Annotated in this window: 15 protein-coding genes, 3 tRNA genes and 1 pseudogene; 7 read left to right on the forward strand and 12 right to left on the reverse strand. The window is 71.5% G+C overall.

Annotation, left to right across the window (positions count from 1 at the left end; translation table 11 throughout):
* Positions 1-33 precede the first annotated feature (33 nt).
* From AB0N90_RS13005 to AB0N90_RS13020, 4 genes are all read right to left on the reverse strand, one after another.
* Entirely contained in the window at positions 34-1,962 is a 1,929-nt protein-coding gene (locus tag AB0N90_RS13005) for an ABC transporter ATP-binding protein (RefSeq protein ID WP_365195671.1), read from the reverse strand.
* Positions 1,962-3,695, reverse strand: a complete 1,734-nt coding sequence (locus tag AB0N90_RS13010; RefSeq protein ID WP_361667813.1) for an ABC transporter ATP-binding protein — start codon at positions 3,693-3,695, stop codon at positions 1,962-1,964. Before AB0N90_RS13010 ends, AB0N90_RS13005 begins: the two co-directional genes overlap by 1 nt.
* A gap of 180 nt (positions 3,696-3,875) precedes the next feature.
* Positions 3,876-5,324, reverse strand: coding sequence for an FGGY family carbohydrate kinase (locus AB0N90_RS13015; RefSeq protein ID WP_361667810.1), 1,449 nt, complete (start codon positions 5,322-5,324; stop codon positions 3,876-3,878).
* A gap of 29 nt (positions 5,325-5,353) precedes the next feature.
* Positions 5,354-5,659 (reverse strand): YtxH domain-containing protein, encoded by a 306-nt coding sequence (locus AB0N90_RS13020; RefSeq protein ID WP_361667808.1) that lies wholly within the window; start codon positions 5,657-5,659, stop codon positions 5,354-5,356.
* Positions 5,660-5,818: 159 nt separating this feature from the next.
* On the opposite strand from AB0N90_RS13020, the gene AB0N90_RS13025 reads away from it, so the two are divergent.
* From AB0N90_RS13025 to AB0N90_RS13035, 3 genes are all read left to right on the forward strand, one after another.
* A tRNA-Asn gene (locus tag AB0N90_RS13025) sits at positions 5,819-5,891 on the forward strand.
* Between the two features lie 6 nt (positions 5,892-5,897).
* Positions 5,898-5,970: transfer RNA gene (locus AB0N90_RS13030), tRNA-Asn, on the forward strand.
* 176 nt (positions 5,971-6,146) lie between these two features.
* Positions 6,147-6,223, forward strand: a tRNA-Ile gene (locus AB0N90_RS13035).
* 78 nt (positions 6,224-6,301) lie between these two features.
* Here the strand turns inward: AB0N90_RS13035 and AB0N90_RS13040 are convergent.
* The gene (locus tag AB0N90_RS13040) at positions 6,302-6,496 is read right to left on the reverse strand and encodes a hypothetical protein (RefSeq protein WP_365195675.1); all 195 of its coding nucleotides are present in this window, start codon (positions 6,494-6,496) and stop codon (positions 6,302-6,304) included.
* Between the two features lie 517 nt (positions 6,497-7,013).
* Between AB0N90_RS13040 and AB0N90_RS13045 the strand changes: the two genes are divergently transcribed.
* The gene (locus AB0N90_RS13045) at positions 7,014-7,253 is read left to right on the forward strand and encodes a DUF397 domain-containing protein (protein ID WP_361667803.1); all 240 of its coding nucleotides are present in this window, start codon (positions 7,014-7,016) and stop codon (positions 7,251-7,253) included.
* Between the two features lie 110 nt (positions 7,254-7,363).
* The gene (locus tag AB0N90_RS13050) at positions 7,364-8,329 is read left to right on the forward strand and encodes a Scr1 family TA system antitoxin-like transcriptional regulator (protein WP_365195678.1); all 966 of its coding nucleotides are present in this window, start codon (positions 7,364-7,366) and stop codon (positions 8,327-8,329) included.
* Positions 8,330-8,402: 73 nt separating this feature from the next.
* Here AB0N90_RS13050 and AB0N90_RS13055 read toward each other — a convergent pair whose 3' ends face one another.
* The 3 genes from AB0N90_RS13055 to AB0N90_RS13065 all read right to left on the reverse strand — a co-directional run bounded on the left by AB0N90_RS13055 (position 8,403) and on the right by AB0N90_RS13065 (position 11,823).
* Positions 8,403-9,227: an SAM-dependent methyltransferase gene (locus AB0N90_RS13055; RefSeq protein WP_365195681.1), complete on the reverse strand. Its 825-nt coding sequence runs from the start codon at positions 9,225-9,227 to the stop codon at positions 8,403-8,405.
* 207 nt (positions 9,228-9,434) lie between these two features.
* Complete coding sequence (locus AB0N90_RS13060) at positions 9,435-9,869, reverse strand: hypothetical protein (RefSeq protein WP_365195684.1); 435 nt, start codon at positions 9,867-9,869, stop codon at positions 9,435-9,437.
* Between the two features lie 1,270 nt (positions 9,870-11,139).
* Positions 11,140-11,823 carry an ANTAR domain-containing protein gene (locus AB0N90_RS13065; protein ID WP_365195687.1) on the reverse strand — a complete coding sequence of 228 codons (684 nt, stop codon included), beginning with the start codon at positions 11,821-11,823 and terminating at the stop codon, positions 11,140-11,142.
* A gap of 177 nt (positions 11,824-12,000) precedes the next feature.
* Here AB0N90_RS13065 and AB0N90_RS13070 point away from each other — a divergent pair.
* A pseudogene (locus AB0N90_RS13070) lies at positions 12,001-12,824 on the forward strand (MEDS domain-containing protein).
* A gap of 44 nt (positions 12,825-12,868) precedes the next feature.
* Here AB0N90_RS13070 and AB0N90_RS13075 read toward each other — a convergent pair.
* Positions 12,869-13,705 (reverse strand): EamA family transporter, encoded by an 837-nt coding sequence (locus tag AB0N90_RS13075; protein WP_365195823.1) that lies wholly within the window; start codon positions 13,703-13,705, stop codon positions 12,869-12,871.
* A 125-nt stretch (positions 13,706-13,830) separates the two neighbouring features.
* Between AB0N90_RS13075 and AB0N90_RS13080 the strand changes: the two genes are divergently transcribed.
* Positions 13,831-14,694, forward strand: coding sequence for a MurR/RpiR family transcriptional regulator (locus AB0N90_RS13080; protein WP_365195690.1), 864 nt, complete (start codon positions 13,831-13,833; stop codon positions 14,692-14,694).
* A gap of 23 nt (positions 14,695-14,717) precedes the next feature.
* On the opposite strand, the gene AB0N90_RS13085 is transcribed toward AB0N90_RS13080, so the two are convergent.
* The 3 genes from AB0N90_RS13085 to AB0N90_RS13095 all read right to left on the reverse strand — a co-directional run bounded on the left by AB0N90_RS13085 (position 14,718) and on the right by AB0N90_RS13095 (position 20,811).
* Positions 14,718-15,755, reverse strand: a complete 1,038-nt coding sequence (locus tag AB0N90_RS13085) for a rod shape-determining protein (protein WP_361667784.1) — start codon at positions 15,753-15,755, stop codon at positions 14,718-14,720.
* Positions 15,756-15,947: 192 nt separating this feature from the next.
* Positions 15,948-19,760 carry an SAV_2336 N-terminal domain-related protein gene (locus AB0N90_RS13090; RefSeq protein WP_365195693.1) on the reverse strand — a complete coding sequence of 1,271 codons (3,813 nt, stop codon included), beginning with the start codon at positions 19,758-19,760 and terminating at the stop codon, positions 15,948-15,950.
* Entirely contained in the window at positions 19,750-20,811 is a 1,062-nt protein-coding gene (locus AB0N90_RS13095) for a MoxR family ATPase (RefSeq protein WP_365195696.1), read from the reverse strand. The genes AB0N90_RS13090 and AB0N90_RS13095 overlap by 11 nt, the downstream gene beginning before the upstream one ends.
* Positions 20,812-20,822 lie beyond the last annotated feature (11 nt).

Genomic DNA, 20,822 nt, shown 5'->3' on the forward strand with positions numbered 1-20,822 from the left:
CTGTCCCGCAAGTCCCGCGGTCCCGCGGCCCCGCTAGTCCACCTCGGCGACCGCCTGCGCGAACTGCGCCTTGTACAGCCGGGCGTACGCCCCGTCCGCCGCCAACAGCTCGGTGTGCGCGCCCTGTTCGACGATGGAGCCGTTCTCCATGACGAGGATCGTGTCCGCGTCCCGGATGGTCGACAACCGGTGCGCGATCACGAACGACGTGCGCCCGGTGGCGAGTTTGGCCATGGCCTTCTGGATCAGCACCTCGGTCCGGGTGTCCACGGAACTCGTCGCCTCGTCCAGGACCAGGATCACCGGGTCGGACAGGAACGCCCGCGCGATGGTGATGAGCTGCTTCTCACCGGCGCTCACCCCGGTGCCCTCGTCGTCGATCACGGTGTCGTAGCCCTCGGGCAGCGTCCGGATGAACCGGTCGGCGTGCGCGGCCCGCGCGGCCTCCTCGATCTCGCCCCGGGTGACCTCCCGCGAGGCGCCGTACGCGATGTTCTCCGCGATGGTGCCGCCGAACAGCCAGGTGTCCTGGAGCACCATGCCGATCCCGGACCGCAGCTCGTCCCGGGTCATCTTCCGTACGTCCACCCCGTCCAGGGTGATCCGGCCGCCGGAGACGTCGTAGAACCGCATGAGCAGGTTGACCAGCGTGGTCTTGCCCGCGCCCGTGGGGCCGACGATGGCCACCGTGTGACCGGGCTCCACCGTGAGCGAGAGGTCCTCGATCAGCGGCTTCTCCGGGTCGTACCGGAAGGACACATGCTCAAGGCGCACCCGCCCGCGCAGCTCCGCGGGCCGCTCGCCCGGCACCGGGTCCGCCTCCTGCTCCTCGGCGTCCAGGAGTTCGAAGACCCGCTCCGCCGAGGCCACACCGGACTGCACCAGGTTCGCCATGGAGGCCACCTGCGTCAGCGGCATGGAGAACTGCCGCGAGTACTGGATGAACGCCTGCACATCGCCGATGGACAGCGCGCCGGACGCGACCCGCAGGCCACCGACGACCGCCACCAGCACATAGTTCAGGTTCGACACGAACATCATCAGCGGCTGCATCACACCGCTGTTGAACTGCGCCTTGAACGCGGCCTCGTACAGCGCCTCGTTCTGCTCCGCGAACTGCTTCGCCGACTCCTCCTGCCGCCCGAACACCTTCACCAGCGTGTGCCCGGTGTACATCTCCTCCACATGGGCGTTGAGCTTGCCCGTGGAGCGCCACTGCTGCACGAAGTGCGGCTGCGAACGCTTGCCGACCCGGGTGGCGACGAAGAACGACAGCGGCACCGTGACCAGCGCGACCAGCGCCAGGATCCAGGACACCCAGAACATCATCACCAGCACACCGACGATGGTCAGCACCGAGTTGATCAGCTGGCCCATCGACTGCTGGAGCGTCTGCCCGATGTTGTCGATGTCATTGGTCGCCCGCGAGAGCACCTCGCCGCGCTGACGCTTGTCGAAGTACGACAGCGGCAGCCGCGACAGCTTCGTCTGCACGGACTCGCGCAGCCGGTACATCGTGCGGTTCACCGACCGGTTGACCAGCCGTGTCGCCACGGCCATCAGCAGTCCGGCGACCGTGAAGGTGATGAGCGCGAGCAGCAGTACGTCGCCGACCGCGCCGAAGTCGATGCCCTTGCCCGGGGTGAAGTCGGTGCTCTGGAGCATGTCCGCGACGGCGCCCTTGCCGTGCGCCCGCATCTGCTCCAGCACCTGCGCCTTGGTGGTCCCGGCGGGCAGCTGCCGGCCGATGATGCCGGAGAAGACCAGGTCGGTGGCGCGGCCGAGGATCTTCGGGCCGATCACGCTGAGGGCCACGCTGACCACCACGCAGACCAGCAGGCCGTACACGGTGAGCCGTTCGGGCCTGAACTGGGCGAGCAGCCGTTTGCCCGACCCCTTGAAGTCCATCGACCGCTGGTCGGGGCCGCCCCCGGCCATCATGCGTCCCATGGGCCCGGACATCAGGCGGCCTCCGCTTCCGTCAGCTGGGAGAGCACGATCTCCCGGTAGGTGTCGTTGCCCGCCATCAGCTCCTGGTGCCGGCCGGAGCCGACCACCCGGCCCTCGTCGAGGACGATGATCCGGTCGGCGTCCCGGATGGTCGCCACCCGCTGGGCGACGATGACGACGGTCGCCTCGGCGGTCTCCTGCGCCAGCGCGGCGCGCAGGGCCGCGTCGGTGGCGTAGTCGAGCGCGGAGAAGGAGTCGTCGAACAGATAGATCTCCGGGCGCTGCACGAGCGTGCGCGCGATCGCGAGCCGCTGGCGCTGACCGCCCGACACATTGGTGCCGCCCTGGGCGATCGGCGCGTCCAGGCCGCCCTCCAGCTCGGAGACGAACTCCTTGGCCTGCGCCACCTCCAGCGCGTGCCACAGCTCCTCGTCGGTGGCGTCCGGATTGCCGTAGCGCAGATTGGTGGCGACGGTGCCCGCGAAGAGGTACGGCTTCTGCGGCACGAGTCCGACCGTCCGTGCCAGCAGCACCGGGTCGACCTCGCGGACGTCCACGCCGTTCACCAGGACCTCGCCCTCGGTGGCGTCGAACAGCCGCGGGACCAGCCCGAGCAGCGTGGACTTGCCGCTGCCGGTGGACCCGATCACGGCCGTGGTCTCGCCGGGCCGGGCCTCCAGGGCGACGGAGCGCAGTACCGGCTCCTCGGCGCCCGGATAGCGGAAGCCGGCCTCGCGGATCTCCAGATGCCCGTGCCGGCGCAGCTCGGTGACCGGCGCGAGCGGCGGCAGCACGCTGGAACCGGTGTTCATGACCTCCTGGACGCGCTCGGCGCACACCTCGGCGCGCGGCACCATCATGAACATGAAGGTGGCCATCATCACGGACATCACGATCTGCATCAGATAGGCGAGGAACGCCGTCAGGTCGCCGATCTGCATCCCGCCGCTGTCGATGCGGTGCGCGCCGAACCACACCACCGCGATGGAGGACACGTTCACCACGGTCATCACCATCGGGAACATCAGCGACAGCAGCCGCCCGGTGGCCAGCTGCATCTCGGTCAGCTCGCCGTTCACCCGGCCGAAGCGGGCCTGCTCGTACTCGTCGCGGACGAAGGCGCGGATCACCCGGTTGCCGGTGATCTGCTCGCGCAGCACCTGGTTCACCTTGTCCAGGCGGGTCTGCATGGTGCGGAACAGCGGCCGCAGCTTGCGCACGATCAGCGTCACACAGATGGCCAGCACCGGTACGACCGCGATCAGTACCCCGGACAGCGGCACGTCCAGGCCGAGCGCCAGCACGATGCCGCCGACGCACATGATGGGCGCCGACACCATCAGCGTGAACGTCATCAGGACCAGCATCTGGATCTGCTGGACGTCGTTCGTGGTGCGGGTGATGAGGGAGGGCGCGCCGAAGTGACCCACCTCACGCGAGGAGAAGGACTGCACCCGGTCGAAGACGGCGGCCCGCATGTCCCGGCCGAGCGCCGAGGCGGTGCGGGCACCCAGATAGACGGCGCCGATGTTGCACACGACCTGCACCAGCGAGATGCCGATCATCAGGGCGCCGAAGGACAGGATGTAACCCGTGTCCCCCTTCACGACGCCGTTGTCGATGATGTGGGCGTTCAGGGTGGGCAGGTACAGGGTGGCGCAGGTCTGCAGGAACTGGAGCAGGACCTGCACGGTTATGGGTTTCTTGTAGGGCCTGAGATAGGTCCGTAGAAGTCGTATGAGCACGCTACGTCTCTCGGAGTGGGCGGCAGGGGCAGGACGGTGTGCCCTTGGCCCCTATCGTCGGACACTCCACCCGCGTTACCTCAACTGATTAACCCAACAGCGGATTTTTGTACGGCCTTCTGGGTGCCGGGTATTGCGGGATGTTTTGGGGCGTTCTGTACGACCTGCTGGTGGTACGGCTCACTGGAACGCACCCGGGTGGGTCTGCTCCCGCACCGCCGTGAACTGCTGTCGTACCGCCTGCCCCGCGGCCAGCTCCTCGCCCGGCTCCAGGACCTGCGCCGCCGCGCCCCGCCAGGCCGGGGGAGTGCGCGGGTCCAGGGTGCCCCCCGAGACCCCCAGCGCCCAGGCCGCCTGCCGGGCCGCGCCGATCGCCGTGTAGTCCGCGGGCTGCGGTACGACGACCTGCGCGCCGAACAGCGACGGCGCGGCGGCCTGTACGGCGGGCAGCTCGGCGGCCGGGCCCAGCAGGAAGATCCGCCGTACCTCCACGCCCCGCCCGCGCAGCACGTCCAGCGCGTCGGCGAGCCCGCACAGCATGCCCTCGAACGCGGCCCGCGCCAGGTGCTCCGGCTTCATCGACTCGCGCCGCAGCCCGGTGAGGGTGCCCGCGGCGTGCGGCAGGTTCGGGGTGCGCTCACCCTCCAGGTAGGGGAGCAGGACGAGGCCGTGCGCGCCCGGTGTGGACTTCATCGCCAGCTCGGACAGGCTCTCCAGATCGGGCAGCCCGAGGAGTTCGGCGGTGCCGCGCAGGGTGCGTACGGCGTTCAGGGTGGTGACGACCGGCAGGTGCATGCCGGTGGCGTCGGCGAGCGAGGTGATCATCCCGGACTGGTCGGCCAGCGCCTCGGGGTGCACGGCCATCACCGAGCCGGAGGCGCCGAGGGACACCACCGCGTCCCCGAGCCCGATCCCGAGCCCGAACGCGGCCGCCATGGTCTCCCCGGTGCCGGCCGAGATCAGCAGCCCCTCGGGGGTCGTACCGGCCGCCTCGGAGGGGCCGATCACCTCCGGCAGCATCGCCTGGTGGCCGAGCGCCAGCTCGACCAGATCGGGGCGGTAGACGCCGGTGGTCGCCGACCAGTACCCGGTGCCGGAGGCCCCGCCGCGGTCGGTGGTACGGCGCGCCGGGCGCCCCAGCAGCTGCCAGACCAGCCAGTCGTGGGCCTGGAGCAGGGCGGCGGTGCGCTGGGCGTTCTCGGGCTCGTTCTTGGCGAGCCAGCGCAGCTTGGTGACCGGCTGCGCCGCCCCCGGCACACAGCCGACGGCGTGCGCCCAGGCCTCCCGGGAGCCCAGGGCGTCCACGAGATCGGCGGCGGCGACCTGTGCGCGCCGGTCACCGCCGACGAGGGCCGGGCGCACCGTGTTGCCGTGGGCGTCCAGGGGGATCAGCGCGTGCTGCTGGGCGGAGACGCCGATGGCCTGGACGCCCTCCAGCAGGCCGCCACCGGCCGCCTCCCCGAGGGAGAGCAGCCAGGCCTGGGGATCGATGTCGCTCGGGCGGCCGCCCTCGGGGGGATCGACCGGGTGGGGGGCGTACCCCTGCCTGAGTACGGCACCGGTGTCTGTGTCGCAGACCACGATGCGGGTGAAATCAGGTGAGCTGTCCAAACCGGCGACTATCCCCATGCGGAGAATATTGCCGCATGCGCGAGGGGCTAGGTGTTGCTGGTGCCCCAGTCGTCGCCCGCCGAGCCGCCCGCGGTGCGGTCACGCAGGTCACGGACCCGCTGGGCCACGGAGGAGGGCACATGGTCGCCCACCTTGTCCGCGACCGTGTGCACGGCCTTGCCCGCGTAGGTGCGGCCCTGTTGGGCGGCGGTCTCGGCGGTGTTGCGGACGGCCGGGTTCTGGGCGAACTGGCGAGCGGACTTCTTCAGCTGCTCGTAGCGCTCGCGTCCGGCCCGTGTGCCGAGTACGTAACCGAGGGCCAGTCCGGCGATGAACGTGAGCCGGTAGCGCATGGCTGCCACCCTTCCCGTGTGTAGGTGTCTGGTGCGGCGCAGGATCCGGAGGGTACCGATTGGCGGAGCACCCCCCTGCTTGCGCTAATGTATGTGTCGCAGCGAGCAACCGCCCCCCGGCGAATACCCAGGGAGGCGCGTTCGATGCAATCGAGGCGATCCTCCGTAGCTCAATTGGCAGAGCAGCCGGCTGTTAACCGGCAGGTTACTGGTTCGAGTCCAGTCGGGGGAGCTTCGGTCCTCCGTAGCTCAATTGGCAGAGCAGCCGGCTGTTAACCGGCAGGTTACTGGTTCGAGTCCAGTCGGGGGAGCACGCTGAACGAGGGCCCCTCAGGGGTCCTTTTTCATGTCCGCGGGAACCGCCGAGCCTGCACGGATGTCCTCATCGACGTGAGCAGAGCGGAAGCCGACCATCCGAAGCAGGAGATCGTATGAGCGGCTATGCTGCGGCAGACGGCGCGCACACTTGTACGCGACACGCCGCTATGGGGCGGTAGCTCAGCCGGTTAGAGCAGCGGACTCATAATCCGTCGGCCGTGGGTTCGAGTCCCACCCGCCCCACCACCGCACGTCACCGCAGGACCGTTTCTACCTGCGACAGCGTGGGAACGGGGGCCGCCACTCGACCAGGGCGGCCCCCGTTCAGTCGTTCAGAGCAAGACTCAGCGCCCCTGACGCCGCCTCCTGACGGTTGCCGAACTTCACCACATCCATGCCCTCGCACACATCGAGAGTGGCCAACTCCCGGTGAGCGGCACGGGGGTTGGAGCGGTGCGGGGCGGCAGCCCGCTGCTCGTGACGGGTGCAGTGGCGCTCGGGTACGACCTCGGTGGGCACGGTCACTCCTGCGGAGGCTGGGGTACGCGCATGTTCAACCGCTCCGGGCGGGCGAAGGACACGCCGGCCCGCCGTGGTGGCGGCGGCGCGTTCGGCGAATGTCCCGGGGGCCGATCGGCTCGCACGGGATCACCGCGTTCGCGCTGAGCCCGGCGGGATACCTGTGCCGGTGAGTGCCGCGGCGAGGTCCACGCCGTACCGGACGGGGCGTCGGTGGGGCCTGCGGCGAGTTGCTGCCAGGCCCGCAGGCGCCGGCCCGGCGCGGCAGGTCGGACAGGTAGCAGGTGATCAAATCTTTCTGATGGTGTTATCAGATTTCGATCGCGAGTGTTCAGGAGCGGAGTGGTAATCACTCGATCAGGGAGTGGTGTTGTTCGATTTCCAAGGTGAATGATTCAACTCGCCCGCTCTGAGAATTCCCGCACGGGATTTCCTGGACGCACAACCAGGAGGTTTCTCTATAAGTATGACAATCGGGAGAGCGGGTACAGGAATCGGACAACGAAGGTAGGCGATCATGAGTCAGTACTTCAATGGGATGCGGTCGGACGTGATTCAGGCCGCAGGGTGCTGGCAGAAGGCCCGGGTCAGCCAGGGTGCCGGTGCCTGTGTCGAGATGAGGAAGCTGAACGACGGTCAGGTGGCCGTGCGGAACAGCCGTTTCCCGGACGGGCCCGCCCTGATCTTCACCGTGCCGGAGGTCGAGGCGCTCCTGTCCGGGGTCAAGGGCGGCGAATTCGACCACATGGCGAATTGAGACGTAGATTAAACGCCCATCTCCAGCGGCGTGGCGTGACCGCAGCGCCCCCTTTGTGTGATGCTTGACCCGACCATTCGGGTGATTCGAGTTTTGCCCAGGGGGGCCTTGTGGCCGTGGAAGATCGTGTGGTGCAGTTCGGGCGGCCGGCGGCCGACCCTCCGGGTTCCTGGGGCGTGCCCGCTCTGCTGCTGGGCGCGGAGATGAAGATCGAGCGCGGCAGTCTGACACAACGCCAGGTATTGCAGAAGGCCAGGGTCAAGGTATCCGCATCGGTCTACAGCCGGATCGAGAACGGCGAGACGCGGATCGACAAGCCCGCTGTGGTCGAGGTCCTGCTGGACGCTCTCGGAGTCCGCCCCGGACCGCGGCGGCAGGACCTTCTCCGGCTCGCCCACGACGCCTCTGCGGAAGGCTGGGCCAACACTGTCCGCTCCCGCGCAGGCGTCGCGTACCGCGAGGCCGTGTCGGACTCGATGCTCCGCCTCACGAGCCTGGAGGAATGGGCGGAGCGGCAGCTGGTCATCGACACCAACGTGATCTCGGGAGTGCTCCAGACTCCGAGGTACCGCGAGGTGGTCACGGCCAAGACGCTGCTGGCCGGCCAGCGGAGGCTGGCCGATCGGATCATCGATGTCCGACGCCGGCGCGCTGAGCAGTTCGCGGCCGCCCAGCCGAGGTCCACCTTCTTCATTCGCTGCGGCGCCCTTTACGCCGACTTCGGCCAGACCGAGATGATGGTCGAGCAGCTGAAGCTCTTGCTGCGCTATGTGGACGACAAGGAGTCTCCGGTCGCCATCCGTGTCATCGAGGCGGTGAATCCGCTCGCGATCCAGGTCACGGCCTTGATTCGGCTCAGCTTCGCGAAGGGTTCGTTCGCCGCGCCGGATGTCATCTATACCGAGGCCGGTGCGCGTGCCGAGTTTCACCGGGGTCCGCTCGCCGGTGAAGAAGCAGACTCGGACTATCTCGACTACCAGGATCTCAGTGACACGGTCATCAAACAGGCTCCCGGACTGGCGAAGAGCCGCAAGCTGATCGCCGATGCGCTCGATTGGCACCTCGACCGTCTCTGATTTCGTTCAAGCGTATACCGGTACCGATGCCCCTCCCCGGAAACGGACAGGAGGGGCATCCGTCTTCGCGTATTCAGCCGACCGTGGCCAAACCGCCGTACTCGATCCATTCCTGGGTCTCCTGGCGGCGGACCAGGTCGGTGTCCGGCCGCCAGTCGGTGACGTCGCACAAGCCGAATTCTTCCTCGATACGCAGGCGGGGCACGGTGAAGAAGTCGTTCACCTCGGCCCTCGTCCGTACGCGACCCCAGCGGTCGCCCGTCTGTTCCCGCATCAATTCCGTCACCTCGTCGCGGATTCGGGCTTCCTCGCTGACGAGCTGGCAGATCACCACGACGCTGCCGGGGGCGAGCAGACTTACCGTGTCCTCGATCATCCTGCGTGGATTACCCAGGCTGTCGTCGGGGACGCAGTGCAGCACGGAGACGAACAGGGCTGCCACCGGTTGGCTGAAATCGATGATCTGTGCGGCGTCGGCCGCGATCTTCTTGGTCTTCCGCATGTCCGAGGGCAGGATGAGGACGTTCTGGTTCTCCTCCAGGAACGCGCGGCCGTAGCCGAGGACCATCGGGTCGTTGTCGACGTAGACCACTCGGCAGCTCGGATCGACGCTTTGCGCGACTTGGTGCACGTTGCTCTGGGTGGGGAGGCCGGACCCGTGGTCGATGAACTGCCTGATGCCGTAGTGGCTGGCGATGTGCCGCACCACACGTACGAGGAACGCCCTGTTGTTGACCGCGAGCTCCCGAGTGCTGGGCGCGGTCGTCAGCAATTGGTCACAGGCGCTCCTGTCGGACGGATAGTTATAGTGTCCGCCCAGGAGATAGTCGTACATCCGCGCCGCGCTCGGCGTGTGCATGTCAATTTGATCTTGTGAATCGGCTGTTTCGTCGTTCACGTCGTCCCCTACGTTCGCCGAAAGCTCCTACCAGCACGCAATTGTGGTGGTCGGGGATGCGCCAGGTTGCAGGATTCTCGGTTGAAACTACCCTGACGGGTGAACCTGTAACACGGCATGCCGAAACTGTGGCGCACCTGCGCCCGGGGGCGTGCGGGTGCGCCACGCTGAAGGCGGCGTTCGAGGGGTGGGAGTGCCGGCGGCTCCTTACCGACCGTGGTCCAGGCGGGCCAGCAGCCTGTGGGCGGCCTGGAACTGCATGTGCAGTTCGGGTTCTTCCATGCCCATGAGGGCTGCCGCGGCCTTGGTGTCCATGCCGAGCCCCTCGCGTAAGAGCACGGCATCGGCGGGCTGGCCGGGGAGGGTGCGGTGCAGGCCGTCGGCTCGGGAGTCGTGCACCTCGGTCCGGGCCGTCGTGACCGAGTCGTGGAGCGCCCGCCAGGTGAGGGCGAGAGGGTTCTCGCGGAGCATCAGCGTGTTCCAGTTCAGTTCGGCCCTGCGCAGGACCTCCGCCACGACCGACGTGGCCAGCTTGCTGTTGCCCAGGCGGGCGCCGGCGTACATCTCGTAGTCGCGGCGGTGGAGTTGGACGAACGCCATGTAGTCGACGGGGCTCGTCGAGGGCCTGGGTGAACTGGGCATCGTGCCTCCCGTGCGGTGTCGAGCTGTGGGTGTGCGAAAGGCAATCAGATGGTGGAGGGGCGAAAAAGCGCAGGGCGGGGTGAACGCCTTGAGCGGGGGCCGGTGTTCAGCCATTTCCCCGCGTGTGATGTTCCGGTGCCGAATGCTTGGGCGGGGAAGGTATCGGTCCGCTCGGAGGGGGCTGATCCAGAACTCATGCACTGCTCAGATGAGTGCGAACGGCGTTTACCGGATGCCGAGTTGAGCCCGAATCGGGGTGGCGCGCGGGTGGCGAAATCCCGTGAAGGTGCTGCCGCCCCTGCTAGCGTGGGAAACCACCTGGGGGAGGCCTGCCTGTTCCAGGGAGGGTCGGTCATGCATGGATGCGCCTCATCTTCCGTGATCGACCCGCTCGCCCCGCCCGATGTCCTACCACCGGGTGGGGCAACCCCTTGATGGAGAAGGGCCGTTGCTCAGAACCGTACAACGTCCCGGGTCGGGCCCAGGGCCGTCGAACGCCTGCGCAATCCCCCGGTTAATAGCGGTCGGGAATGGTCAGTTCTGCACTGGCGGCTGCGCAGGGATCCGTCATCGGTGATCGGCGAGCGGCTACGGTTCGAATTCCCGGTTCGGGCCCGCGTGACAGCCGGGTCCGGCCCGCCTCATCGGTGGCCGGCTGCCTGTCGCGGTGCGCACCGCTCACCGGCGGGCGCGACACCGAATGCGGCCCGGGACGGAAAGCGCGGCGTCCCAAGGGGCTTGAAGTATCCCTCTCGTGGGCACGGACCTCCTACCGAAGTCGGCAGGAGGAGGCGTCATGGACCGTCGGATCCGGGTACGTGTCAGCCGGCGGCCCGTCGCGCCGCGGGAGCAGGAGATCGATCGCAGGACGCCGTCGGGGCGTGTGCTGCCGTACTGAGGCCGCACGGCCGCGGCGGCGCCCCGGGTCGGCTGGACCGGCGGGAGCCGGAAGAGCAGGGTGGCGGCCGACCGAAGCGATCTGCGTCCCGGGTGATGTCGACGCAGTTTCCGGCGTTGTTCTGGATCCGGAAGGCGGCGGCCGGTAGCGGGCCGCCGGGCGGGCGCCGCCTGCGCCGACGCGGGCGGTACGGCTGACGCCGCCGCCATCGCGCAGGGTGCGGCGGCACGCGGCAGGAACGTGGCGAACCTTCTGTTTCCTCTCGCCGGCCACGTCGTGTCCGGACGCTGCGAAGGCAGGGCGCCGCCCGTCCCCGGTCGGGGCCGTCGGGGAAGGTTCACCCGAAGGCTGGACCCCGCTCACGTGGGCCGTTCACGGGGCGTGATGGGCCGCCGCCGTGCGCAGGGCCCGGCGCAGGGGCTCCGGTGGCGGCGGGCCGTCGAGGGTCGCGCTCGCGGTGACGGCGGCGGCGATGCGGTGGAGTTTGGTGTTGGAGTGCTGGGAGGCCTCGCGCAGGATCTCCCAGGCCTGGTCGGGGGTGCAGCCATGGGCGGCCATCAGGACGCCGCGGGCCTGGTCGATCACCGGCCGGGAGTCCAGGGCCTGCCGCAGCTGCGCGATCTCCAGGCGCAGCAGGTCCAGTTGCTCGGCGCGTTCCCGTGCGACCGCGGAGGCGGTGCGGGCCGGGAGGCCGGCGGCTCCGGACCCACGGGTGCGCAGCGGGTCCGTCGTGTCCAGGCCCACCAGTTCCAGGACGCGGCGCGGCTGGCCCCGCCAACCGTGCGTGGTGACCCGTACGCCGTGCTGCCCGACGTAGTCGCTGAGCAGATCCAGGCAGGTCAGGCCCGTCGTGTCCAGGAAGGACACGCCGGCCAGGTCCAGTTCGATCGTGGTGATGCCCGGCGGCAGTGCGGCCAGGGCGTCGCCCAGGGTGTCCGTGCCTCCGTGGACCAGTTCGCCACGGGCCGTCAGAAGGGCACACCGTCCCTTCCGCCGGGCGTCGATCACCAGGGCGTTCAGTCGCATGGTGTGGGCTGCGAGTCCCGCTGAGGTCATGTCTCCCCTCCCGCTCGGTCCTTGGGCACCATGCGGTCGCCTGCCCTGCGTATGGACGCCTACACCCCCCGTGGTCGAAAGGATGGCCGAATCGCGCGGGGGAAAAGGTGCCGCATGGTTCGTGCCGCCGAGGGAAGGTGCGGGCGTGGTTCACGCTGCCGGGAAGCGAGGTGTCTCATGAGCGGCGAGCCCTTCGCGCGTCCCGCGCTCTTCTACGGCGACCGGCGGGCCTACCTCGACGGCACCGTCCCCTTCGTCCGTGCCGCGCCGGCCGCGGGGGAGCCGGTCGCCGTGCCGGGGGAGAAACTGGCGCTGATCCAGGACGCGCTGGGCGCCGAGCGGGACGGGGTGCGGTTTCTCGACATGCGGGAGGCCGGACGCAACCCCGGCCGCATCATCCCCGGTGTGCTGTGCGCCTTCGCCGACGCCCAGCCGCCCGGCCTGCGCACCCGGATCATCGGCGAGCCGGTCCGGCCGGGCCGGGGCCCGGCCGAATGCCCCGCCTGCTTCCAGCACGAGGCGCTGATCAACTCCGCGTTCCTGGGCCGGGAGGTCACCGTCCTGTGCCCGTACGACACCGCCGCGCCGCATCCGCGGGCGCCGGCCGACGCCCGGACCACCCATCCCGTCGTCATCGAGGGCGCCGAGCGGCGGCCCAGCGCGGCCTACGACCCGGAGGGCGCCGTCGCCCGCCACAACCTGCCGCTGCCGCCCGCCCCCGCCGCCGGTCCCGGTGTGCTCCATGTCGCGTTCGACGCCGAACGGCTGTCCGCGGTACGGCACTCGGCCACGCGCCACGGCGCGGGGCTCGGGCTCGCCGGTGCGGCGCTGGAGAACCTCACGCCGGCCGGGTGCGGTGTGAGGTGCGCGACCGGGGGCGGCTGACCGATCCGCTGGCCGGGCGCCGTCCCGGCCTGCTCCTGGTCAATCTGCTGTCCGACCTGGTGCGCACGCACACGAGCCCGGCCGGTACGACGATCCGCTGCCACCTCGGCGCATGAGTCCCGCCGGTACGGTGAGCCGCCGTACGACGACGTCCGCCGCCTCAGCGCATGAGCCCGATCCCGGTCAGGACCACCGCCCCCGCCACCAGCCGCAGCCGTCCGAACGGCTCCCGGAACAGCAGCGTCGCGATGATCGCGGCGACCAGGATGCCCGTCTCCCGCAGCGCCGCGACCGCCGCGACCTCGCCGTGCGCCTGGGCCCAGACGACCAGGCCGTACGCCGTCATGGACAGCACCCCGCCCAGCAGCCCGATGCCGAGGACCGGACGTACCTGGGTGAGCAGCCGCCCGCGGCGCCTGGTCAGCGCGATCAGCGGCATGAGCGGGCCCTGGAGCAGGAAGAGCCACGCGGTGTAGGCGAGGGCGTCGGGTGAGTGCCGTACGCCCAGGCTGTCGACCAGGGTGTACGACGCGATGATCGTGCCCGAGCCGAGCGCGGCGCCGAGGGCCGGCAGCTGGGCGCGGCGGATGCGGCCGGAGGCCAGGGCCAGGGTGGCGAGGCCCCCGGAGACCAGCAGTACGCCGGCCGCCTGGAGCGTGGTGAGCGCGCCGCCGAGCAGGGTCACCGAGGCGATGGCCACGAGCAGCGGGGCGACGCCGCGGGCCAGCGGGTACATCTGCCCGAAGTCGCCCAGCTGGTAGGCGCGCAGCAGGAACAGCTGCGAGGTGACCTGGAGCGCGGCCGAGGCCGCGAGGAACGGCCAGGCGCCCGCGGGGGGCAGCGGGGTGAGGCAGACCAGGACGGCCGCGCAGCCGGTGCACGCGGCGCTGATCAGCGTGAATCCGATGAGCTTGTCCGGTATCCGGTGGGCGATCGAGTTCCAGACGGCGTGCAGCACCGCGGCCGTCAGGACGGCGGTGAGCACGGGGGCGGACATGGTTCCTGGCATGGCGAAGCGACTCCTGGCGGGGAGGTGCGAGCGGGAGGGGAGGGGGCGGTGAGGGGTCGGGGACGCGGCTGTGGAGCTGATTGTGGAACTGGATTCCACGGTACGCTATGTCCATGGAACAGAATTCCGCCAGTGGTCCCAGTGGCTCCACCGGTGCCCTCTCCGCCCGGATCCGGGCCCGTCTGCCCGAGCTGCGCGAGACCGAGGCCCGGGTGGCGCAGGTGGTGCTCGACCAGGGCGCCGCGCTGGTCCACCTCAGCGTCAGCGATGTGGCCGCGCTGGCCGGCACCGCGTCCTCCACCGTCGTACGCACCTGCCAGCGACTCGGCTTCCGGGGGTTCCAGGAGCTGAAGCTGGAGGCCGCCCGGCAGGCGCCCGAACCGCCCCCGCCACCGGTGGACGAGCCCGCCGCGCACGCGCTCGCCGCCACGCTGCACGCCTCCCGCGACGCCCTGGACGGCGTCGCCGCGACCCTCGACACCGGCGCGCTCACCGCGGCGGCCGAGGCCCTGCACACGGCGTCGCGGGTCGTCGTCGTGGGCGCGGGGCTCTCCGGGGCGGTCGCCCTCGACGTGGCCTACCGGCTGCGCGCCCTCGGCTGCCAGGTCGACGCCCCGCCCGACCCCCTCACCGCGCAGCTCGCGGCCGCCCAACTCCCGCCGGACGGCGTGTGTTTCGCGATCAGCCACACCGGGGCCACCCGCACCACGGTCGACACCGCCCGGCGCGCCCGGGGGGCCGGGGCCACCGTCGTCACGCTCACCAGCTACGCCCGTTCACCGCTGAGCGAGACCAGCAGCCAGGTGCTCGTCGCCGGTGGCCAGGACCTCGTGTTCGGCCTGGAGACCTCCGCCAGCCGGATCGCCCACCTCGCCGCGGTGGACGCCCTGACCCACCTCCTGATGGGCCTGCGCCCCGAGATCGCGCGCCGCCATCTCGATCTGTCGGCGGACATCACGGCCGACCACGCCTACTGAACGCCCTTGGAAGGAAGGGGGGTTCAGGCGGCCAGTGGGTCCAGGATCAGCGGTTCGATCCGGCCCTCCAGCATCTCGCCGAGCCCCCGGGCCGCGCACACGTCCGGGCGCTCGGCGATGAGCACCGGCATCCCGGTGGCCTCGCGCACCATCTGGTCGAAGCCGGGCAGCAGCGCCGAACCGCCGACCATGATGATCCCGCGGTCGGCGAGATCGGCCACCAGATCCGGCGGGCACTCGCGCAGCACCTTGCCGATGCCGTCCAGGACGGCCGTCAGCGGGGTCTGGATCGCCTCCCGCACCGCCGAGGTGTCCACCCGTACCGTGCGCGGCAGCCCGGTGGCCACGTCCCGGCCGTTGATCTCGGTCTGGTCCGGGCCCTGCGGGGTCAGCCCGTTGCCGGACAGGGCCAGTTGCAGCGGCCGTACCGACTGGCTCGGCAGCAGCAGTTCATGGGTGTGCCGCAGGTACTGCACGATCGCGTGGTCCACGGCCTCCCCGCCCACCGGGATCCGCTCGGCCGTGACGATCGAGCCCAGCGACAGCACCGCGACCTGGGTGGCCGCCGCCCCGCACACCATGATCATGGTGGCCTCGGGCCGCTCCACCGGCAGTCCGCAGCCCACCGCCGCCGCGATCAGCGTGTCCACCAGCTCCACCCGGCGTGCGCCGAGCCCGAGCAGCGTCTCGATCGTCGCCCGCTGGGCCAGCGGATCGGCGTCGTGCGGGGTGCACGCGGCGGCGCGCAGCCGGGCCTTGCGGCGCAGCGCCCGGCGCATCTTGTCGCCCATCAGATGCCGCAGCATCCGCTGGGCCATGTCGATGTCGACCACCGTGCCACCGGAGATGGGCCGTACGACCCTGATGTAGTCGGGGGTGCGGCCGGTCATCTGCTCCGCGAAGTCGCCCACCGCGATCAGCGAGCCGGAACGGACGTTCACGGCCGCGACCGAGGGCTGGTCCACGACGAGCCCCGCGCCCTTCACATACACCCGGGTACGGGCCGCGCCCAGGTCGACGGCGAAGTGACAGCGGCGCAACTGCTCCAGGCTGACAGACATGGCAGCTCCTTCCGGGCGCGGGATTCGGCTCTTCCTGCTCTCCGTATCCTGCGCGGCACGCGGCTCCGGCCGCCTTTTCTGGGGGGCCGGGCGGGGCGCCGCCGAACGGGGGTAATCACCCGGGTCCCCGGAGTGTCGCCGGGTCAAGTGGCCTGCCGGGCCTCCGGGTCACGTGGCGCAGCGCGGTCCCGGTCAGCCGGTCCGCACGGCCTCCAGCAGCTGCTCCAGCGAGGAGACGACCGCCTTCGCGCCGCCCTCGCGCAGCAGCCGGCGCCCGGCGGCCGCGGCGGAGAACCCGACGAAGGGCAGGCCGAGGCGCTGGGCCGCGGTCAGCTCGGCGACCGAGGAACCGAGCAGCACCCCGCGCCCGGCCGGTGTGCCGAGGTGCTCCAGGGCCCGCAGCAGGCAGTGCGGGTCCGGCGTCAGCAGCCGGAGGTCCTCGCGCCGCCCGTGCACCCCGGCGAGCGGCAGCCGGTACGACTGCACACCCTGCTGCACCGCCCGGGAACTCACGTCCGACACCACGCTCACCCGCCGCCCCGACTTGTGCAGCGCCCGCACCAGCGCCAGCGAACGATGCGTCATGGGCGCGTCCGGTACGGCCGCCAGCTCCAGCTCCTCCAGCCGGTCCCGCAGCAGCGGCCCGAGCCGGTCGTGGGAGAACGCGCGCAGCAGATCCAGCGGGTGCGGGAAGGCCTCCCGGCCCACCGGCCCAGCGACCGGCGGCCGTCCCGCCAACGCGTCGTCGGGAGCGCGGTGTTCGGCCACGACGGTCAGCAGATCGAGGACGGCGGCCCGCGCGCTGTGCGCCGTGAACAGCCGGGCGAGCGGGCCGTCGTAGCCGATCAGGACGCAGTCGGCCGCGGTGAGCACGGTCGCCGGAGACGGGGTGGCGGCGGCCCCGGGGCCGGGCGCGCCGACCTGCCCCAGCCGCACGGTGTACGACACGGTGAGCCCCGGCACCGGCCAGTCCCGCACCCCGCCGTTGACCGCGCGCTCGGCGGCGGTCGTCCGGCGCGCCGGGTGCCGGGCGGTGATGCGGGCTGCCTCCTCGCGCAGATGCGCCGACAGCGGCGCGGAGACCTCGGCCGCGCCGGACCGTACGAAGGCCACCGGATCGGTGACCTGCCAGCTCAGTTCCGCCGCGGCGGTGAACTCGGCCTTCCCGGCACTGGGCAGGGACAGCTCGCGCCGCGCCTGCTGCGTGGTGAGGTCGACCAGGTAGTACGTCTCGGCGCGCGGCGCCCGCCCGCTGTAGGGCCGGATCGGGTCGAGCACGGTGAGCGGCCCGTCGGGACGGGTGTGCACGACGGCCGTACGACCCGGGGTGGGCAGGCCCAGCTCGCGCAGGTCCCTCGTGATGAACGGGCCCTGGACCAGCTCGCGTTCGGGACGCGCGACGGTCAGCGGGCAGTACCAGGCCACGGGCGGCGCGTCCGGGGCGTCGTCCGGGTAGACCGGCTCGAAGGGCGGCGCGTCCCCGGCGGCGGAGCTGGCGGCGAACTCGTCGTACAGCGCGGGCGGTACGGCGATGTCGACACCGGTGGCGGCCTCCGGCAGCCGGCCGTTCGATGCCCTGAACACCACCCGCAACCGGATCGGCTCGTGCGAACCGGCCAGCTTGACGGGGAGTTCCCGCAGCACGGCCACGAGAACCGGCAGCAGATAGGCGTCGGGGGCGGTGCGCACCCGGTAGCCGTCCGGGCGGGCCTCCACCCGGAACCGGCCGGGGGGCAGCGAGCGCGAGAAGACCTCGTGCACGGCGGCTTCGAGGGTGATGCGGGTCTCCGGGCGGCCGGTGAGATCGCCGGTGGTGAAGAGCACGTCCGGGCGGCCCACCAGGGTGTCCAGGAGGTCCGCGAGTACCGCCCTGGCCTCGGCGCGGCTGCCCCGGACGACCGGCGCGCCGTCCAGGCAGGTCAGGACCGGCCCGGTCGGGGAGAGGACCACGGAACGGGTGTTCAGCTCGCCGCGCGGCCCCTCCTGCGCGTGCAGGGCGAAGATCGCGTCGCCGACCTTTCGCACCAGGGCTTTCGCCTCGTCGAGGGGCGTCATCTCCGTCGCCTCGGCCAGATACTGGAACAGCGTGGGTCCCTCGACGAACTCCCGCACCAGATAAGCGGTTTCGCCATCGGTCCCATGGCCGAGAATCCGCGCGATCCCCGGGCCGGTGACCGCCATGAGGTCCCGGCAGAGCGGCTCGAAGGGCGCCGGCAGCTCGCCCGGCGCGTACCGGCACACGACGACCGGCGCGTCCCCGTCCCGGGTGTCCACGGCGACCCAGCCCCGGTCCCCCGCCTCGGACCTGCGCACCAGCCGGTACCGCCCCGCGAACAGCCCCTCCGCACCGGCCACCGCCAGCCTGCGCACGCTCTCCGCGCTGAGCGTGGCGACCGGCTCCCGCTCCACCGGAAGGGGCGCGCCCCCCGAGGACGGCACCACCGCCCGGAACCCGCCCGGCGCCCGCCCCGCCAGCTCGTCGATGAACTCGCCCATGCGGTCCAGGAGTTCGACCGTGCGGTTGCGTTCGGTGCGGGGCAGTCCGAGGAGCAGGAGTTCCCGTACGCCCTCCCGGAAGGCGTACGACCCGGCCGGTGCCCCCGGCAGCGCGGTCAGCATGCCGCTGAGCACCACCTCGGCCAGGTGCCGGGGCCGGGGTTCCGGTTCCACCGCGGCCTGCACCAGCCGCATCACCGGCAGATCGGGCCGCCCCACCGCGAGATGCCCGGCCAGCCGGAACGCCTCCGGGGACGCCGTCGCCCGGAACCGCAGCACCAACTCCTCGGCGGACAACCGGCCGACGTCCGTACGGTCCTCCGCGTCGATGGGCACCGGACGCGTCAACCGGGCCGCGGCGGCCGGGAACCGGGTACCGCCGGGCGTGCTGATCAGCCCGGCCCAGTTCGCCAGCCAGCGGGGCTCGGGCTCCAGCACCGGGAGGACCACCGCGCCGGGCCCGGCGTCGAACTCCGGGGTGTCGTACGGCGCGAAGGTGAGCGCGGCCGACGGCGCAACGGGATGCGGGGCCGAGAGCCGACCGGGGGTGGCGGGCAACGCCGTTTCCCGCCACAGGTGTTCGGGCAGCGGCTGCATGACGGCCAGCGGCATCCGGCGCGCCCAGCGGTGCAGGGTGGCGTACCACAGGGTGCCCGCGGGGCCCTGGCGCCACTGCGGGCCCATGCAGTCGCTGATCAGCAGGGTGACGGTACGGCCGTCGGCGGGGAGTTGTCCGTCGGGGCCGTGAACCGAGCCGTCGGCGCCGGCGCGGTACCGGGTGACGGTGCGGAAGGCGCCCGACTGGGCCAGCGTGGTGTGCAGTTCATGGATCAGGGGCTGCCAGACCGGCATCGTGGGACCGGCGTCGTACACCAGGTTGAGGCTCAGCCAGCGCTCCCGGGCGGGCCGCAGCACCGGGAGCCAGCGGCCGGGATCGGCGCCGAGGCGGGCGATACGGTCGGCGGTCGCCCGCTCGTCCAGCTCCTGGCCCACCGGCGCGTCCACCCGGCGCCGCAGCGGGCGCAGTGCGCGCTGGAGGGCGAGCGGGTGGCGCAGCATCGGGGGCGCGGGGGCCATCAGGGTGGTGTGGGGCGCGCGGTCCGGGGACGGGGTGGGGGAGGGGAGGTGCAGCGGGATGCGGGAGGGGGCGTCCGGGGTGGGGCGCGGGCCCCGGGGCGGCCGGGGGTCGCGGGCGGGGCCGGGCGGAGGCCCCGGCTCCGCGGCCCCGCCGCCACCGGAGTCCTCGGGGTCCTCGATGTCCTCGGGGTCCTCCGTGCTGTCGGTGTCGCCGGGGCCCCCGCTCTCCTCGGCTGTGTCCCCGGTGTTCCCGTGGTCCCGGCTCCCCGTCGCGTCCCTGGCGCCCATGTGTCCGGCCAGCCACAGCAGTTCGGCCAGTTCGCGCGGTGTCGGGGGCACGCCCTGGGCCGCCTCGGCCAGTACGGCGGCGAGGCGGGCCAGGGAGTCCGGGGCGGCGGGGGAGTCCCGGGAGGCCGGGGTGTCAGAAGACATCGGTCCCCGCGCCCTGTCCCAGGTGGGGCATCAACTGCTCGGCCAGCCGGTCCAGGGACCCGCTGTCCAGATTGCTGGTGCGGGCCAGATAGATCGCGTTCAGGAGCTGGTCGGTGGCCAGGTCCCCGGCGCTGGTGCGGTCCAGGAAGCGGCCGATCAACTCCTGTGCGTAGGCGTCCGGTTCGCCCAGATGGGCGCGGACGATGTCGGCGAGATGCCCGTCGTCCGGGCGGCGCAGACGCAGCGTGACACAGCGGCGCAGGAAGGCGGGCGGGAACTCGCGCTCGCCGTTGCTGGTGAGGACGACGAACGGGAAGGCACGGCAGCGGACCTGGCCGCGCACCACCGGGACCGCCTCGCCGGTGCCGTCGGCCGGGACCCGGGCGGTGCCGTCCGGGGAGAGCCGGGCCGCGCGCACCAGCTCGGGGATCTGGTACTGGCCCTCCTCCAGCACGTTCAGCAGATCGTTGGGCAGGTCCAGGTCGCTCTTGTCGATCTCGTCGATGAGCAGCGCGCGGGGGCGGGCGTAGGGCAGCAGGGCGGTGCCGAGCGGGCCGAGCCGCAGATGGTGCTCGATGCCCGTCTCGTCCGGCGTCCCGGGCCCGGTCTCCTCGGGCCCGGTCTCCTGAGGTGCGGCCTGCTGCGCGGCCTGCTGCCGGGCCGCGTACAGGCGGGACAGGGGGTCGTAGCTGTAGAGCCCGTCGTGCAGCGTGCTGCGGCTGGTGATGTTCCAGCGCAGCACCGGGCCGAGCCGCAGCTCGCGCGCGACGGCGTAGACCAGGGAGGACTTGCCGGTGCCGGGCGGGCCGGTGACCAGCAGCGGGCGGCGCAGATACAGGGCCGCGTTGACCAGTTGCACCGTGTCCTCGGTGGCCCGGTACGTCTCGGCGCGGTGCACCCGGTCGGGGGAGACGGCCGAGCGGTCGGCGGCCGCCTCCGGCGGATCCAGCAGGGGACCGCCGTCGAAGGCGCGCCAGGGCGGCGGCGGGGGCAGCTGCGCGATGCCGTCGTGCGGTGCGCTCGTACCGGTGTAGACGGGCCACAGGGGCATGGCTTCTTCTT

This window comes from Streptomyces sp. NPDC093018 (assembly GCF_040684035.1).
Classification (GTDB): domain Bacteria; phylum Actinomycetota; class Actinomycetes; order Streptomycetales; family Streptomycetaceae; genus Streptomyces; species Streptomyces murinus.

What these genes read in the sequence shown, in the direction of transcription:
- AB0N90_RS13005 (WP_365195671.1), bottom strand. Translation starts at nt 1,962, where the DNA reads ATGTCCGGGCCCATGGGACGCATGATGGCCGGGGGCGGCCCCGACCAG.
- AB0N90_RS13015 (WP_361667810.1), bottom strand. Translation starts at nt 5,324, where the DNA reads ATGGGGATAGTCGCCGGTTTGGACAGCTCACCTGATTTCACCCGCATC.
- AB0N90_RS13020 (WP_361667808.1), bottom strand. Translation starts at nt 5,659, where the DNA reads ATGCGCTACCGGCTCACGTTCATCGCCGGACTGGCCCTCGGTTACGTA.
- AB0N90_RS13045 (WP_361667803.1), top strand. Translation starts at nt 7,014, where the DNA reads ATGAGTCAGTACTTCAATGGGATGCGGTCGGACGTGATTCAGGCCGCA.
- AB0N90_RS13060 (WP_365195684.1), bottom strand. Translation starts at nt 9,869, where the DNA reads ATGCCCAGTTCACCCAGGCCCTCGACGAGCCCCGTCGACTACATGGCG.
- AB0N90_RS13065 (WP_365195687.1), bottom strand. Translation starts at nt 11,823, where the DNA reads ATGACCTCAGCGGGACTCGCAGCCCACACCATGCGACTGAACGCCCTG.
- AB0N90_RS13075 (WP_365195823.1), bottom strand. Translation starts at nt 13,705, where the DNA reads ATGTCCGCCCCCGTGCTCACCGCCGTCCTGACGGCCGCGGTGCTGCAC.
- AB0N90_RS13080 (WP_365195690.1), top strand. Translation starts at nt 13,831, where the DNA reads ATGGAACAGAATTCCGCCAGTGGTCCCAGTGGCTCCACCGGTGCCCTC.
- AB0N90_RS13085 (WP_361667784.1), bottom strand. Translation starts at nt 15,755, where the DNA reads ATGTCTGTCAGCCTGGAGCAGTTGCGCCGCTGTCACTTCGCCGTCGAC.
- AB0N90_RS13090 (WP_365195693.1), bottom strand. Translation starts at nt 19,760, where the DNA reads ATGTCTTCTGACACCCCGGCCTCCCGGGACTCCCCCGCCGCCCCGGAC.
- AB0N90_RS13095 (WP_365195696.1), bottom strand. Translation starts at nt 20,811, where the DNA reads ATGCCCCTGTGGCCCGTCTACACCGGTACGAGCGCACCGCACGACGGC.